Annotated in this window: 17 protein-coding genes and 2 tRNA genes; 11 read left to right on the forward strand and 8 right to left on the reverse strand. The window is 64.0% G+C overall.

All coding sequences use genetic code 11. From position 1 onward, the window contains the following. Positions 1 to 191 precede the first annotated feature (191 nt). Positions 192 to 674, reverse strand: coding sequence for a hypothetical protein (locus AB0L58_RS19455; RefSeq protein ID WP_364388486.1), 483 nt, complete (start codon positions 672 to 674; stop codon positions 192 to 194). Positions 675 to 1,541: 867 nt separating this feature from the next. On the opposite strand from AB0L58_RS19455, the gene AB0L58_RS19460 reads away from it, so the two are divergent. Continuing rightward, complete coding sequence (locus tag AB0L58_RS19460) at positions 1,542 to 2,378, forward strand: hypothetical protein (RefSeq protein ID WP_364388488.1); 837 nt, start codon at positions 1,542 to 1,544, stop codon at positions 2,376 to 2,378. A 58-nt stretch (positions 2,379 to 2,436) separates the two neighbouring features. On the opposite strand, the gene AB0L58_RS19465 is transcribed toward AB0L58_RS19460, so the two are convergent. Next, entirely contained in the window at positions 2,437 to 3,129 is a 693-nt protein-coding gene (locus AB0L58_RS19465; protein ID WP_364388490.1) for a GntR family transcriptional regulator, read from the reverse strand. A 314-nt stretch (positions 3,130 to 3,443) separates the two neighbouring features. Beyond that, positions 3,444 to 3,674 carry a hypothetical protein gene (locus tag AB0L58_RS19470; protein ID WP_364388492.1) on the reverse strand — a complete coding sequence of 77 codons (231 nt, stop codon included), beginning with the start codon at positions 3,672 to 3,674 and terminating at the stop codon, positions 3,444 to 3,446. A gap of 322 nt (positions 3,675 to 3,996) precedes the next feature. On the opposite strand from AB0L58_RS19470, the gene AB0L58_RS19475 reads away from it, so the two are divergent. After that, positions 3,997 to 4,551 (forward strand): hypothetical protein, encoded by a 555-nt coding sequence (locus AB0L58_RS19475; protein ID WP_364388494.1) that lies wholly within the window; start codon positions 3,997 to 3,999, stop codon positions 4,549 to 4,551. Beyond that, positions 4,517 to 4,747 (forward strand): tyrosine-type recombinase/integrase, encoded by a 231-nt coding sequence (locus AB0L58_RS19480; RefSeq protein ID WP_364388496.1) that lies wholly within the window; start codon positions 4,517 to 4,519, stop codon positions 4,745 to 4,747. Before AB0L58_RS19475 ends, AB0L58_RS19480 begins: the two co-directional genes overlap by 35 nt. A 76-nt stretch (positions 4,748 to 4,823) precedes the next feature. Here the strand turns inward: AB0L58_RS19480 and AB0L58_RS19485 are convergent. The 3 genes from AB0L58_RS19485 to AB0L58_RS19495 all read right to left on the reverse strand — a co-directional run bounded on the left by AB0L58_RS19485 (position 4,824) and on the right by AB0L58_RS19495 (position 5,856). After that, positions 4,824 to 4,896 (reverse strand) — tRNA-Arg (locus AB0L58_RS19485). A gap of 38 nt (positions 4,897 to 4,934) precedes the next feature. Continuing rightward, positions 4,935 to 5,024 (reverse strand) — tRNA-Ser (locus tag AB0L58_RS19490). 91 nt (positions 5,025 to 5,115) lie between these two features. Then, entirely contained in the window at positions 5,116 to 5,856 is a 741-nt protein-coding gene (locus tag AB0L58_RS19495) for a dienelactone hydrolase family protein (RefSeq protein ID WP_364388498.1), read from the reverse strand. 96 nt (positions 5,857 to 5,952) lie between these two features. Between AB0L58_RS19495 and hisC the strand changes: the two genes are divergently transcribed. Then, entirely contained in the window at positions 5,953 to 7,035 is a 1,083-nt protein-coding gene (hisC, locus tag AB0L58_RS19500; protein WP_364388500.1) for a histidinol-phosphate transaminase, read from the forward strand. Here hisC and AB0L58_RS19505 read toward each other — a convergent pair. Further along, positions 7,032 to 8,096 (reverse strand): alpha/beta hydrolase family protein, encoded by a 1,065-nt coding sequence (locus AB0L58_RS19505; RefSeq protein WP_364388502.1) that lies wholly within the window; start codon positions 8,094 to 8,096, stop codon positions 7,032 to 7,034. The two genes, hisC and AB0L58_RS19505, sit on opposite strands and share 4 nt — an antisense overlap. A gap of 132 nt (positions 8,097 to 8,228) precedes the next feature. Here AB0L58_RS19505 and AB0L58_RS19510 point away from each other — a divergent pair, with 132 nt between their 5' ends. The 4 genes from AB0L58_RS19510 (at position 8,229) to AB0L58_RS19525 (ending at position 10,957) form a co-directional block, all read left to right on the forward strand. Then, positions 8,229 to 8,378 (forward strand): hypothetical protein, encoded by a 150-nt coding sequence (locus AB0L58_RS19510; protein WP_364388504.1) that lies wholly within the window; start codon positions 8,229 to 8,231, stop codon positions 8,376 to 8,378. A gap of 445 nt (positions 8,379 to 8,823) precedes the next feature. After that, positions 8,824 to 9,954, forward strand: a complete 1,131-nt coding sequence (locus AB0L58_RS19515; protein WP_364388506.1) for a nitric oxide synthase oxygenase — start codon at positions 8,824 to 8,826, stop codon at positions 9,952 to 9,954. A gap of 46 nt (positions 9,955 to 10,000) precedes the next feature. Beyond that, positions 10,001 to 10,324: a hypothetical protein gene (locus tag AB0L58_RS19520; RefSeq protein ID WP_364388509.1), complete on the forward strand. Its 324-nt coding sequence runs from the start codon at positions 10,001 to 10,003 to the stop codon at positions 10,322 to 10,324. Positions 10,325 to 10,327: 3 nt separating this feature from the next. Next, entirely contained in the window at positions 10,328 to 10,957 is a 630-nt protein-coding gene (locus AB0L58_RS19525) for a hypothetical protein (protein ID WP_364388511.1), read from the forward strand. 190 nt (positions 10,958 to 11,147) lie between these two features. Here the strand turns inward: AB0L58_RS19525 and AB0L58_RS19530 are convergent, their stop codons facing one another. Continuing rightward, complete coding sequence (locus AB0L58_RS19530) at positions 11,148 to 11,576, reverse strand: organic hydroperoxide resistance protein (RefSeq protein ID WP_364388513.1); 429 nt, start codon at positions 11,574 to 11,576, stop codon at positions 11,148 to 11,150. Positions 11,577 to 11,729: 153 nt separating this feature from the next. Here AB0L58_RS19530 and AB0L58_RS19535 point away from each other — a divergent pair, with 153 nt between their 5' ends. The 3 genes from AB0L58_RS19535 to AB0L58_RS19545 all read left to right on the forward strand — a co-directional run bounded on the left by AB0L58_RS19535 (position 11,730) and on the right by AB0L58_RS19545 (position 14,316). Then, positions 11,730 to 12,428: an alpha/beta hydrolase family protein gene (locus AB0L58_RS19535; RefSeq protein WP_364388515.1), complete on the forward strand. Its 699-nt coding sequence runs from the start codon at positions 11,730 to 11,732 to the stop codon at positions 12,426 to 12,428. Between the two features lie 9 nt (positions 12,429 to 12,437). Continuing rightward, a complete protein-coding gene (locus AB0L58_RS19540; protein WP_364388517.1) occupies positions 12,438 to 13,118 on the forward strand; it encodes a winged helix-turn-helix transcriptional regulator in 681 nt (226 codons plus the stop codon). A gap of 139 nt (positions 13,119 to 13,257) precedes the next feature. After that, positions 13,258 to 14,316, forward strand: a complete 1,059-nt coding sequence (locus AB0L58_RS19545) for an NAD-dependent epimerase/dehydratase family protein (RefSeq protein ID WP_364388839.1) — start codon at positions 13,258 to 13,260, stop codon at positions 14,314 to 14,316. Position 14,317 lies beyond the last annotated feature (1 nt).

Genomic DNA, 14,317 nt, shown 5'->3' on the forward strand with positions numbered 1-14,317 from the left:
CCGCCCCCTGCTTCCTCATACTGGCCATCCTGAGCTGAGGGAGGTCGTGTCAAGGGCGCTCTTTCCCTTGACACGACCGAGTGAGGTCAGACAATCGGGCCATGAGGAGGCAGGGGTTACGCAATTGTGCGGTCCGCCCCCACCACCCACCAAGGCCACGCGACCGAAGGCTATTTGCGTATCCGGCTGATCTATTCGCGGCCCTGCTGATCATTCATGATTTTGAAGCCTTCCGCCGCGTTCCACTGATCCTGATGCAGTTCGGGAAATGGCAGATGACGGCGATCGAACAGCGGAACCACAGGCTTGTTCCAGAAGTTGGCCCCGAGATCCGCCGCGTTGACAAACCATCCGAACAACACCCCGACGGGGCCGTCCTGAACTTCGGCGGTGAAGTACAGCAAACTTCCGTCGTTCGGGTTCTCAGGCCTGAAATCCTTATTCGCCACCGGAAAGTGCGGCTCGATCCCGGCGCGTGTGAACTGGTCGTGCACCGAGTAGTCATGGAACAGCGTCATGTTCACGTGGGGCATTGTGGGTGCCCCGTCCATGAAGTCGATCAACTCTGCGGGCACCTCGAACCCAACTTCCGCTATCCGGCACCCGATGTTCTTCACGTAGTAACGAGCGAGCTTTTCCGGGCCGTCGGGATCGGTCGGGAAGATCTCCCTCATGTCAACCTGAACCTTGTTCCGAAAGTACTCAGGGTCGTCCCAAGCGACTTGAACGAAAGTGTCATACGCCCTATCGAAAGACTGACTTCTGTTGTTGTTGCAATTCCTACAGAGGTTCGGGGGAAATAGGGCTGCCTTAGACCCGACTCCGTTGAGGCGAGTTGGCCTTCCTCTTCCTGTCAACATGAGATGGTCATTGCCAGCAAACGACCGCTTGAGCTGCGACGCTTTGACACGGTGCTCCCGCGAGTCGGCTAGATTGCCGCACCACCAGCATGGCGGCAACGGAGCGGACGGGCTCATGCCTTGAAGGATATGCGTGCGTTGGTGTGTCGAGAAGGTGCCGGACGATGCGCAGCTGTTGTCGATGACGGAACCACAGCCAGGCCCCACGAACGGATGCCGGCCGATTCGTCGGCGGGTTGCGGGAGAGCAAGTCGGGGACGGCTGGCGTCGTGCCCAGCACTGCCCGGTGAACGAGAAAGCGGTCAGAGTCGAACAGTCCGCGTGCTACCCCGTCGCCAAAGCGGATGCCAGAACATGCGAACAGGACCAGAATGCGCCCCGGCGGCCGGTGTGCCGCCGACGCGCCGACGCGCCGCGGTGACCGCCGTTCAGGGAACCGCGCTGCGCGTCGCCGCGCGGCGGCGGCGCGCAGCGCCGCCGGGGCGCCTTGATTCTGTATGGCGGAATTCGGCAATGACTTTGGTACGTGCCGCGCGTCGGAAGCCAGCCTCGGGCGTATTTCACGGAGCCGGTTGCGAAGTGCCTGGTGATCTTGCCCTGGTCGCGCAAATCGATGGTTGCGTTCCAACGATTCGGCTGAAGTGTTCGCGAATCGAGCTGTGCCCGGCCAGAATCGACGACATGGCTGAGCTTGCGCTGACGGCGGACCGTCGTGATGAACTAGCCGCGTTGCTGGGTGATGAGCAGCGTCTTCGTGCCGAGTATCCGCAGGTGGCGGAGTACCTGGATACTGCGCCGATGTTGCCGGGGACCGGGAACGATCAGGCGGACGCCGCGTTCGATCTGCGGTTCGTGCACTACATGACCGGAGGTCGTTCGGACAGCTCGAATCCGTACTGGGACATCGTTGCGCCGTCGGTAGGCGAGCACGAAGGTCGTCGGGTAGTGAACGGTGGCCGTGCCAACGGTAGTGCGCGACTTGGCTTTGCACAGACAATCTTGCAGGCGGCCTACGCGTATGCGATTCCGTCGCCGGAGACGATCGACTGGATGTCTCGGTTCTGCGATGGCCGCACGGTGGTCGAACTAGGAGCCGGTCGGGGATATTGGGCGGCGCAACTGGTGAGTGCGGGTCTGAATGTCGAGGCGTACGACTCGGAGCCTCCGGACCGGACCGAGAACGTCTCGTTCGTGCGGGCAGCGGGGCAAACCAATGTGTGGCACGGCGTCGGTGATCTTGATGAATTCACCGCCCGATCGAGTAGCGGGGCGGGTGATGTGCTGTTCCTCTGCTGGCCGCCGGGGTGGGGCAACACGATGGCGTCGGAGGCACTTGCCGCGTTCGAGGCCGCGGGTGGTGAACGGGTGGTCTACATCGGGGAGCCGAAAGGCGGGAAGACCGGTGATGACGCGTTCTTCGATGCGCTGCTGGCTGGCTGGGAGCTGAAATCTGAAGACGGGCAGTATGTTTCGTGGTGGAATCTTGCGGATCGGGCGGAGGGCTGGGTTCGGCGCTGATGTTTGCCAACCTGACCGGGTGGCGAGGGGTCAGGTTGGCGGCCCACGGGATTGTCTTCTATGCCTCGGTGCTGGTGCCTGTTGCCGGATTCAACGCCATCCGAAAGACGAACGCGTCATAGCGGTCTCGCGGATAGGAAACATCCGACACCATGATCACGCGACCTTCCGTAGTGATAAACCGCTGGTGAACGGTCTTCACGAGATCTCCAGGGGTTGTTCGCAACCAGACGGCATGAGATTGCGTCGGGAGCTGATCCGAGACGGTCTCCTCGAGCACAGACGCGCTGGATGCGTCGATGACATCAATAGGCTGAAAGGTGTCGGATACGGAGATCGGCCGACCGTCGTCACTGGCGCGGGTGAAGATGTGGGTGACCTCTTGACCGGCGGAGATGCCGAAGGTTTCGGCAAGTTCTTCGGTGGCAGGGACACGTTCGGTTGTCCGAGTGATTCGGATGTCGCTGTCGGACTCGTTTCCGAAGGTCACTTCGGGATCCTCCATCTGCCGTTCCGGCGATATCCGGATGAGGTTCGGGCGGTCGGCTACGAAGACGCCGCGCCGCCGAACAGATCGAACGAGGCCCTGGCTCTGAAGCAACTCGAGCGCCTTTCGAACGACAATGTCCGAGACGTTGTTGAGTGCGGCAATTTCGGCATAGCTAGGAAGTTGCGTTTTGGGGGGTAGCTCGCCGCTGCGGATTCGCCGCGCGTATTCGCCCGCGATGGAGACATAGGCAGGTTCCGCCATTGAGCACAATCCCTTCGATCCGTGTCACCTGACCAGTGACCAGCACATTTCCAGTATACCGAGCTTCGTATACGTAAAGCTGGATCTGTCCAGGTCAGACGCAATCTACCGACCTTGATCAATCGTCGTTCGGTTCATCCCTTTGCGGCCGGCGGAGGCTTACTTCGCATCGTGCTCGTCGTCTTCGGTCTGCTTGCGAGTTGACTGCTCTGTTCGATCTTTCGGTGTCCGTTGTGGCCAGTACGCCACGGTGGGGTACACGATCACCGAAAGGATGATGGCCGCGAGGAGGAGACGAAGCGTCTCCCAGCCACTCATACGAGCCTCGTCGCGGGGTGCACGGTAGCCCAGCGGGCGAACGACATTCGCGGAACGATGCTTTCCACGTCGGTGATGCCCATGAGGGTGTGCAGTACGAGCGGGTCCAGATAGCCCAGCGATGGCACGATCACCGCGTCCACGTCCGCCGCGCGCACCTGGTCGACCAGCGGCACTAGCGATATGTCCGGCGGCCAGATGAGGGCGTACCCCAATCGTCTTGCCATTCGGCAAGTCTGGGCGCGGTCCCACTCTGGTGCGGGGCTGACACCGAGGTCTATCCATGCGAATGCGGTTGGACGGAATCTCATCGCGTACTCCTGATCCGTGCTCCGGTCGCCCCGCCGCTCGGACTCCTTGAGACGTACCGCATAAGCCTGGCGGCTGGCCGTGGTTTACGTCACATCGTATACGTAGGTGCGTATACGTACAACACGGTCAGATCTGTTGGCGTCGAGCGATCCGACATGGCCTCCAACCTGGCATTTCGCCGCTCTCTCAATCTTTCGTATACGTAAATCCTTGTGCGTATACGATGCTACGTATACGGTGAGATTGTCGCCGCACCGGACGGTCGGCGAGATCAGAAACATCGACGGAGAGACAAGGGAGTTCAAGCACATGGCGATTAAGAGGGGTTATCAGTTCCCGATCCAGTTGGCTGCGGCGTTTCCGCAGAAGCTGCTGCTGCTGGGCGATATCGCGCGGATGACGAAGTACAACCCGGACCCGCGCGCGACTGCCGAGCCGATGTTCGACATCGACCCGAAGACGGGGGAGGGGACCGGCAAGGCGTTGTGGAAGGCCACGGTCACCGACCCACACGAGGGTCAGGACGGCAAGGCCAAGCGGGCCTCGTTCGAGGTCATCTTCATCTCGGACGTGCAGCCGATCCCAGTGGGCGACGAGATCGTTCCTGGCACCGGGATGCGGATGATCGAGCTGGAGGGCCTGACCGCTGAGCCAAAGGTGATGGGGCAGGGCGAGTTCAAGTACCTGGGTTACCAGTACCGGGCTACCGGCATCGTGGGGGACACCTCGGGAGCCAAACTCCCCGCGGCTGATCCGGGTGCGGCCCGTCCTTCCGGCGCTAAGGCGGCGTGATGGCTACGGCGGACCAGTCGGCGGGGACCTCCGGCACTCGTGCGCGACGCTGTTGTTCACGATGGGTGTGGACGCGGCGACGGTGCAGCGGATCTTGCGCCATAGCTCGATCACCGTGACCACGGGCATCTACATCGACGTGATCGACGAGGTGCAGCAGGACGCGGTCAATGGCATGGACAGCCTTTTCGAGTGACCATTGTCGTCAAATGGTGTCGTCAAAGATGCCAGAAAACCCCTTCCGATACCGTGGAAGGGGCCTTCTACCTGTGTGCGCCCGAAGGGATTCGAACCCCTAACCTTCTGATCCGTAGTCAGATGCTCTATCCGTTGAGCTACGGGCGCATGCCTGTGTTCAGTTATCACCCCGGTGAACCGGGGTGTGGCGGAGGCGAGAGGATTTGAACCTCCGGTCCCCGTGAAGGGACAACTCATTAGCAGTGAGTCCCATTCGGCCGCTCTGGCACGCCTCCTGGAGCCTTCTCTTCGAGGGCACCGGTCCTTTCGAACCGCCGAACAGGAAGGTTACAGTAGCCTACGTCCAGATCGCAAAACGCCAGGTAATCACCGAAGATTGCTGTCGAACCAGTCGAAAATCCGGCTCTGGGAATCGATGAGATCGAAGTCTTCGTCGCCGCCGGATCGGTCGGCGCGGTGGTGCAGGCCGGGATAGGTCACCACGAGGCTGGCGACCGCGGCGCGGGCGGTGGCGTCGCGGAGTTGGTCCACCTGGGCGGGCGGGGTGTCCGGGTCGTCGGCGCCGAAGAGCCCGAGCCATGGTGCCTGCAGATTCGGGGCCGCGCGAATGAGGGCGTCGGCTTCGTCGGTGAGTGGTTCGACGATGCCGGATGCGGCGACACTGACCGCGGCGCCGACGGGGCGATTGGTCGCCACCAGGAAGGCGGCGGTGCCCGCATGGTCGAAGCCGAGCACGCCGATGCAGTCCGGGAAGACACCGCGGCGGGTGAGCCAGTCGAAGCAGGCGTCGAAATCGTCGAAGAGCTCGTCGCCGAATACCTCGCGCGCGGGCTCGCCGTTGATGCGATGGAACAGATTGGGCGCGACCACCGTCCAGCCCTCGGTCGCCAGGGCTTTCATGAGTTCCAGCAATGACCCGGTGAACTCCCGGGCTTCGTGCAGCATCACAATGCCGCCGCGCGCATTGCCCTCCGGCTCGGCCACCGTGATGGGCACCTGAATATCGGCGGTCCGAGTCCGATCGTCGGTCGATGATTGTGGGTCCGAACCGGAAATGATGTCGTCGCGACTACGTAGCGGCGCAATATCGTCGTAAATGCCCGACATGGAACCAGGGTAGGTGGATCTGCTGATCTTCGCGAGAAATTGCACGTGAGCGGCCCTGACGGCCAGTTTTTCCGGCACCCGGCATATGGTTGAACTGTGACAGCGCATATCCGGCCGGACCTCGATTCGATCCCGGCGTACGTCCCCGGCCGCAACCATCCTGGCGCGGTCAAGCTCGCCAGCAACGAGACCACCTTCGGTCCGCTCCCGGCCGCCGCCAAGGCCATTGCCGAGGCCGCGGAACTGGCGAACCGCTACCCGGACAATCAGGTCACCGAGTTGCGCGCGGCCATTGCGGACTTCCTCGGCGTCTCCTCGGCGAACGTCGCGGTCGGCTGTGGTAGCGTCGCGCTGTGTCAGGAACTGGTGCAGATCACCTGTGACGCACCGACCGATGAGGTGCTGTTCGCCTGGCGCTCTTTCGAGGCGTATCCGATCGTCACCCAGGTCGGCAATGCCACCGCCGTGCGGGTGCCGCTCACCTCCGACCATGTGCACGATCTGGCTGCTATGGCCGCCGCGGTCACCGAGCGCACCAAGCTGATCTTCGTCTGCAATCCGAACAACCCGACCGGCACCGCGGTCGGTGCGGCCGAACTGGTCCGCTTCCTGGACGCGATTCCGGAGCATGTGCTGATCGTGCTGGACGAGGCCTATTTCGAATATCTGCGGCTCACCCCCGAGCAGCGTCCGAACGGTGTCGAGCTGGGGCGCAATCGGCCCAATGTCGTAGTGCTGCGTACCTTCTCCAAGGCGTACGGTCTGGCGGGACTGCGCGCCGGTTATGCGGTCGGGGATCCGGCGGTGATCACCGCGCTGATGAAGGTGCACATTCCGTTCAGCGTGAACCGGGTCGCCCAGGCCGCCGCGATCGCCTCGCTGGAGGCGCGGCACGAACTGTTGGATCGCACCGACACCCTCGTCGTCGAGCGCGATCGGGTGCGCGAGGCACTGCTCGTCGCGGGCTACCGGGTGCCGCCGAGCGAGTCGAACTTCCTGTGGCTGCCGCTGGGCGAGCGCAGCGCCGAATACGGCGAGGCGAGCGCGGAGGCCGGGGTGCTGCTGCGACCGTACGGTACCGACGGTGTGCGGGTGACCATCGGTGATCCGCACGAGAACGACCAGTTCTTGCGGTTCGCGACCGATCCGGATGTGTTGGCGCGCTTCGGAATCGGCTAGACGCCCAGCGCCCGCGAGATTGTCGGCCAGGACAGACCCAACTCATCGGCCCAGTACGGCCATGAATGGGTACCGGTCGCCCGGAAATTCGCGGTCACCGGAATCCCGAGTGCGGTGAGCCGATCGGCCAGCCTGCGGGTGCAGAGATTGGTCGCGGCCTCGAGCGGACCGCCGAATCCGATGGCGCTGACCAGATCCGGGTTGTTCGGGGTGTCGTATTTGCCGGGCAGTCCGCTGCCGACCGACAGATAGATCGCCTTGCCGCGCAACGCTTCCGCGTGCAGCAGCACGTCATGGTCCAGCCAGGCGGGATCGTGTTGATCGCCGAACATATTGTCCGGTCCGCCGCGGTAGGTCGCGATCACCGCGCGGGCCTGCGCCTGCCCGAGATCGGTTCCCATGGAGAAGCATCCGCTGTGCGCGGCGATCGCCGCGTACAGCTTCGGCTGCCGGAAGGCCAGCATCATCGCGGCCTCGGCGCCCATGGAGACGCCCATGACGGCATTGCGTCCGTTGCCGTTGAATTTCGCGTCGATGAGTGGCGGCAGTTCCTTCGTCAGGAAGGTCTCCCACATATTGGTGCCGAGTACCGGATCCGGGTGCTGCCAGTCGGTGTAGAAGCTGGCCGGTCCGCCGACCGTCAGCACCACGTTGACGTCCTTATCTTCGAAGAACTTGTCCGCGTGGCCGAGCTCGGTCCAGTTATTGCTGTCCGACTCGGCACTGCGCCCGTCGAGCATGTAGACGGTCGGTCGCGGATGGTCCTGTACCCGCGGCAGCAACACCTGCACCTCGACGGCGCGACTCATCGCGGGTGAATTCACCCACACCCGCAGCCACCGGTCGTTGACGGGCACGATCCGATCGATCGAAGCGCGCGTCACGTAGGGGACGGTCGGCTCCGCGGGCGAGGGACCATCCGCCGAGCCGGTATTCGGGCGGGGCAGATCGCCCGGCGCGGCTAGCACCCGGGGTGGGCCGAACACCGCCGCACCGGCAATCAGTGCGACGCTAACCAGGACGCTGGACACCCAGCGCCGCACCTCGCGCCGAGACAGCATGCCGCCCATCCTGCCAGAAATGCGAAGGCGGGCACGCCAGCGATGAACACGCTGGTCGGCATCTGATGTGCGGCACTTTGTCTGGCTATTTCGCGGCAAGATCACCTTGCCGGCGGCGTTGCACTCCACGCAGTGCCGAATCGCCGCCGCGATGAACCACGTTGCCGCGAACGGACACACCACGATGTCGGCGAGATCGCCAGGTTCGGGTTCGACGATCCAGGCGACGATCCCGGCTTCGATGTCGAGCCGTCGGCGCGGATCCTGTCCGCCGACGAGTAGCGCCACCGCCGCCGGTGATCACCGGCCGCATCCGGCGGAAGATGCGCCAAATGCCGAGCAGCGAGGCCGGATTCAGCGGTCCGCAGATTCCGAACAGGCATTATGTCGAATTCAGGCACACGGCCAGCACACCGGTCTTACCCTTCTATGCGGGCGTTTTCAGGCGTCGATTGGGACGAGCATGATCGTGGACAGCAAACGGCAGCGGCCAGGTCATGCTGCTGTGTGCGCGCTCGGCAACTCGACAGCCTGCACGATTTCGCTGCCGAAACGGTCTGCCGCATCCGGGGTTCCCGCAATGCGAGGGCTATCGCGCGGACCTCCGATGTAGCCCGGTGTCAGCCGCGCGCCGCGCGCGAATTTCTCTGCTCGATCAATGCCTGTCTGTTTAGCCGCAGTACCTGATGCCCGACCGGAGAACACCGTGAATCAAGCGTTACCCGTCATGTCGCTCGAAAGCACCGCTGACACAAACCCTTTCGGCCTCGATCTGAAAAGGCGGATGCGGGAGTGCGATGAGTTCTTCCGATTGCCCGAACTCGCGCATCTGTCCGCGCACCGCCGCCGCACCGCATTGGAGCAACTACAGCAAACCGGCAGCTACGTGCAGACCGCCGAGGAAATCCTCATCGGCGCCAAGCTCGCCTGGCGCAACCACGCCCGCTGCGTCGGGCGAAAACACTGGCGATCACTGAAATTGCTCGACGCACGGCGGGTGCGCTCGGCCCGCGATCTGGCCGAGGTCTGCTGGCAGCACCTGCATATGGCGACCAACGGCGGCGCCATCCAATCGATGATCACCGTCGGCCCACCGCGCCAGGCCGACGGCCGCGAATTCCGGATCGTCAGTCCGCAGCTCATCCGGTATGCCGGTTATCGCAATGGCGACGGCACCGTCACCGGCGACCCGTCCAACATCGCGATCACCGAATTCGCCATGAAGCTCGGGTGGCGCGGCGCGCGCACGCCCTTCGACATCCTGCCGGTGCTCATCAGCACCCCGGACGAGCCGATCCGCTGGTTCGACGTCCCGCCCGAACTGGCCCGGGAGGTCGAACTCGAACATCCCGAATTCGACTGGTTCGCCGGACTCGGCCTGAGATGGCATGCGCTGCCCGCCGTTTCGAATATGAACCTGGAGGTCGGCGGTATCACCTACCCGTTCGCGCCGTTCAACGGCTGGTATATGGGCGCCGAAATCGGCGCACGCAATCTCAGCGATACCACCCGGTACAACATGTTGCCGCTCATCGCCGAAATGATGTGCCTGGATACCAGGCACGAACGTTCGCTGTGGCGCGATCAGGCCCTGGTCGAATTGAATCGTGCTGTGCTGCACAGCTTTCGAAAGGCCGGGGTGTACATCGTCGACCATCACACGGTCGCCAAACAGTTCTGCGACCACGTCAATCGGGAGCAGGCCGCGGGCCGCAAATGCCCGACCGACTGGAGCTGGGTCAACCCGCCGATCTCGTCGGGCGTGACCCCGACCTTCCACCGCTACTACGACGATCCCGAACCAGACCTGCGCCCGAATTTCGTGCGGCGGGACTTCGGCGACGAGGGTGAAATCTGATCTTCGTTCGGCAGCGGTAGTGCGGTCGATGGACAAGAATGAGTCCATGGCACGGCGCTCCATGGACTCGAAATGGGAAGAATTCGGCGCGCATCTCGAAGGTGCGCCGGGGCGGCTGCCGGTGGAGGTGCGGCGGTCGATCCGGGCACGTGCCTCGGGTGTGGAAGATGCGGCCGGGGTCCCCGACGATCTCGCCGATTTTGTCGAGCTGGTCGCCGAGCGCTCGTATCGGATCACCGAAAAGAACATCACGACACTGGCCGAGGCCGGCCGCAGCGACGACGAAATCTTCGAGGCCGCCGCCATCGCGGCCTACGGCGCCGCCGACCGACGGCTGCGTGCCGCCCGCCGCTCCTGGGAGGGGCGATAGAAAATGTGGCTCGACGCAATGGAATCCGGGCAAGAACTCCCGGCCCGCATCATGTTCGCGACCATGCAACGGTTGGGCGGCACCGAGGTGCCCGCGGTTATGAAGGTCATCTGCTACCGGCACCGCTACTTCGGCACTCCGCTGTCCGACCTCATCCAGGACGCTATGCGAGGGCCGTCCTTCTGGACCGTCGCCGAACGCGAAATCTTCGCGACCAGGGCCTCCCAGTCCAATGAATGCCCGTTCTGTCAGTCCGCCCACCGCGGCATCGCGGGTGCGTATATCGCCGTCGATCTGGTCGACGAGGCCCTGGCCGACGGCGATAGCTCACCTCTGCGCACCGAAGCCCGCGCCATGCTCGAATTCGTCGGCAAAATGGTCCGCGACCCCGACGGTCTGACGCCCGGCGACGCCGACCAGGTACGTCAGGCCGGTGTCACCGCCGAGGCCTTCGATGAAGCCGTCTGGGTGGCAACCCTCTTCAACGTCATCAACCGAGTAATGAATACCGTGGGCGCCGAAGCCCTCGAAGCCGGCCAGGCCCGAGTCGGCGCTCGCTTCATCAAGGCCTTCGGTTACCGAACACCGCCTCCGGTGCGTTTCCTTTCCCGCGGCGCTCGAGTCGCTCGATAAAGGCGAATCCCGGCACACTTGGGCCTGACCTGCACGAAGGCATGATCCGGGCCAGCCGCCACCACATCGGCCTTGGCGGCGGGTAATTCACCTGGGCTGCAGCGTATTACGGGTTTGCGTGCGGAGCGGATGCGCCGCTGCGGGCGGCGCATCGACGACGACGTGTCGGCGCAAATCCGGCGGGCCGGCGTCAGAGTCGGGTGCCGTTGACCATCAGTGCCACGTCGATATTGCCTCGCGTGGCGTTGGAGTACGGGCAGACCTGGTGGGCCGTTTCGACAAGCTCGATCGCCTGTTCGTCGGTGACCGAGGGCAGCGTGATGCGCAGTTCGACACCGAGCGCGAAGCGACCGCCGTCGATCGGGACCAGTGCTACCGACGAGTCGATGCGCGCGTCGCTGGCCTCGAGCTCGGCTCGCCGCCCGATCAGAGCGAGTGTCGTGCCGAAACAAGCGGCGTACCCGATCGCGAAGAGCTGCTCAGGATTTGCGCCCTCCCCATCTCCGCCCAGTTCTTTGGGCTGGCGCAGATCCAGATCCAATCGCCCATCGGATGTGCGCCCGTGACCGTCCCTGCCTCCGGTGACGTGCGCCTCGGCCGTGTACAGCGCGGTGGTCATCCTCGAACTCCCTTCGTAGGTAACGGAATAGAACATTTGCACTTCAAAAACAGGAAGTCAATAGTTTAGTATCTGGTACCGCCACGAACTGCGATATCGGTCCAGCGGAATCTGCTGATCGGGTTCTGCCATGCTGCGCAAGGAGATTCACCAATGACCACGTTCGTTCTCGTGCACGGCGCCTGGCACGGCCCCTGGGCCTGGGACCGCGTCGTCCCGCTACTGCGCGCCGATGGGGCGCGCACGCTCACCCCGGACCTCGACACCGGTGGCGACCAGGGACTCCACGACCATGCGGCCGCGGTGATCGCGGCACTCGACACCCTTCCCCGGGACGATGAGCTGATCCTGGTCGGGCACAGTTACGCGGGCCTGGTGGTCCGGGAGGCGGCGGACGCGCGACCCGACATCGTCGACCACATCGTTCTCGTGAACGGATGGTTCGGGGGCGACGGTGCCAGCATGTTCAGTTTGGCTCCCGACTCCTTCGTCGAAGCGATGCGCAAGGCGGCCGAGACGACCGGTGACGGATTGCAGATTCCGGCGCCGCCCGCCAGTGCCTTCGGCATCACCGACACCGATACCGCGGCCTGGCTCACCGCACGTCTGCTCCCACACCCGCTGCGCACGTTCACCGAGCCCACGCGTTTGACCGGAGCCGTCGACCGGATTGCCGGAACCGCTATCTGCTCCCGACCCCAGACCTACCCCTTCGACCGGTTCGCCGCGGCTGCGGGGTACCGGACCAACGCATTGAACGGCTCGCACGATGTCATGCTGTCCGAACCAGAGGCACTCGCCGAAATGCTCCTGACCTCGTGCTCGTTCAAAAATGAGAAGCGCAAAGTCTAAAGTGATGAAGTGGAACAGCGATCGTACAACCAGTACTGCGCGACCGCGCGCACCCTCGATCTCGTCGGTGAGCGCTGGACGCTGCTGCTGATCCGCGAACTGCTGACCGGCCCCAAACGGTTCAGCGACCTGCAGGCCAGCCTTCGTGGTCTCGGCACCGGTCTGCTCGCGACACGCCTGAAACATCTGGAACGCGAGGGACTGGCAGAAAAGATCACGCTCCCGCCACCCGCCCGTACCCCCGCATACGCCCTCACCGAGGCCGGTGCGGAACTCGAGACCGCGATCCTCGCATTGGCCCGATGGGGTCTGAAGTGGGCGATGAGCGAACCGCGTCCCACCGAGACATTCCACCCCGGCTGGGCTGTCCTCGGCCTACGAGCCTGCTTCAATGCCGAGGCCGCCGCCGGACTCCGCGCGGTGTACGAGTTCCGCATCGACGACGAGGTCTTCCACGCCCGCATCGATGACGCGACGATCGAGACGCTGCACGGACCCGCTCAACACCCCGACGCGATCATCGCTATCAGTGAGTCGGAGTTCCGCCGCCTGACCAGTCAAGGCCAAACGTTCGCCGAGGCGATTGAAACCGGCGTCGCATCCGCGACCGGTGACGACCAAGCCCTGCGCCGGATCAAAGGCCTGTTCAGCCTGCCGCCACCATCGGCCCGAAAGTCGGATCGGCCGTAGCGTGTTCGGGGATCGTGACGAAAGTCTGACGGTGTGGCCCGGTTGCGGCAATTGTCGCCGCGTTGGCAGCAGAATCGGGGCATGACCTCGGATAACGATGGAGTGTGCAGCGGACACCGGCACCTGGGGTGGTGGTGATATGCGGGTGCTGCTGACCGGGGCGGCCGGATTTATCGGCGCACGGGTGCATCAGGAGTTGATCGGTGCCGGACATGAGGTGGTGGCGATCGATGTGATGTTGCCTGCGGCGCATGGGGTAGGCGCGGCTGTTCCGGAGCACGTGCGGCTGGTTGATGTGCGGGATGTGGCTGCGCTGGATTCGGTATTGCCGGGAATCGATGTGGTTTGTCATCAGGCCGCGGTCGTGGGTGCGGGGGTGAGTGCGCAGGATGCGCCCGCTTATGCGAGTCATAACGACTTGGGGACCGCGATCCTATTGGCGGCGATGGACCGGGCGGGGTGTCGACGGTTGGTATTGGCTTCCTCGATGGTGGTTTATGGGGAGGGGCGGTATCGCGGGGTTCGGGCCGGGGCGGTCGAGGTCGGGGTGCGCCGGCGCGGGGATCTCGAGCATGGGATGTTCGAGCATCGCGATCCGGATTCGGATGAGGTCTTGAGTTGGGCGGCGGTGCCGGAGAATGCGCCGTTGCGGCCGCGGAGTCTTTATGCGGCGGCGAAGGTGGCGCAGGAGCACTATGCGGCCGCGTGGGCGGCGGTAACCGAATCCGGGGTCACCGCATTGCGCTATCACAATGTCTATGGCCCCGATATGCCAAGGGATACACCGTATTCCGGCGTCGCCGCGATCTTCCGATCGGCGCTGGAGGCGGGTAACCCGCCGCAGGTTTTCGAAGATGGCGGGCAGGCGCGGGATTTCGTGCACGTCAGCGATATCGCGGCGGCGAATCTCGCGGCGGTCGAACACGCGCACACCGGTTTCGTGCCGCTGAATATCGCCTCGGGACATCCGATCACCATCGGCGCGGTTGCCGGCACCCTGGCCGCGGCGCGGGGTGGTCCCGAACCGGTGATCACCGGACGCTATCGCCCCGGCGATGTGCGCCATATCGTTGCGAGCCCAGAACAGGCGCAGCGCATGCTGGGATTCACCGCGCGGGTGGATCCGCTCGACGGCCTGGCCGAATTCGCCTTCGCACCGTTGCGCGCGGTCGCGGGGGCGGGTGCACCGGTGGCTTAAC

The sequence above is a fragment of the Nocardia sp. NPDC052112 genome, from assembly GCF_040680135.1.
Classification (GTDB): Bacteria; Actinomycetota; Actinomycetes; order Mycobacteriales; family Mycobacteriaceae; genus Nocardia.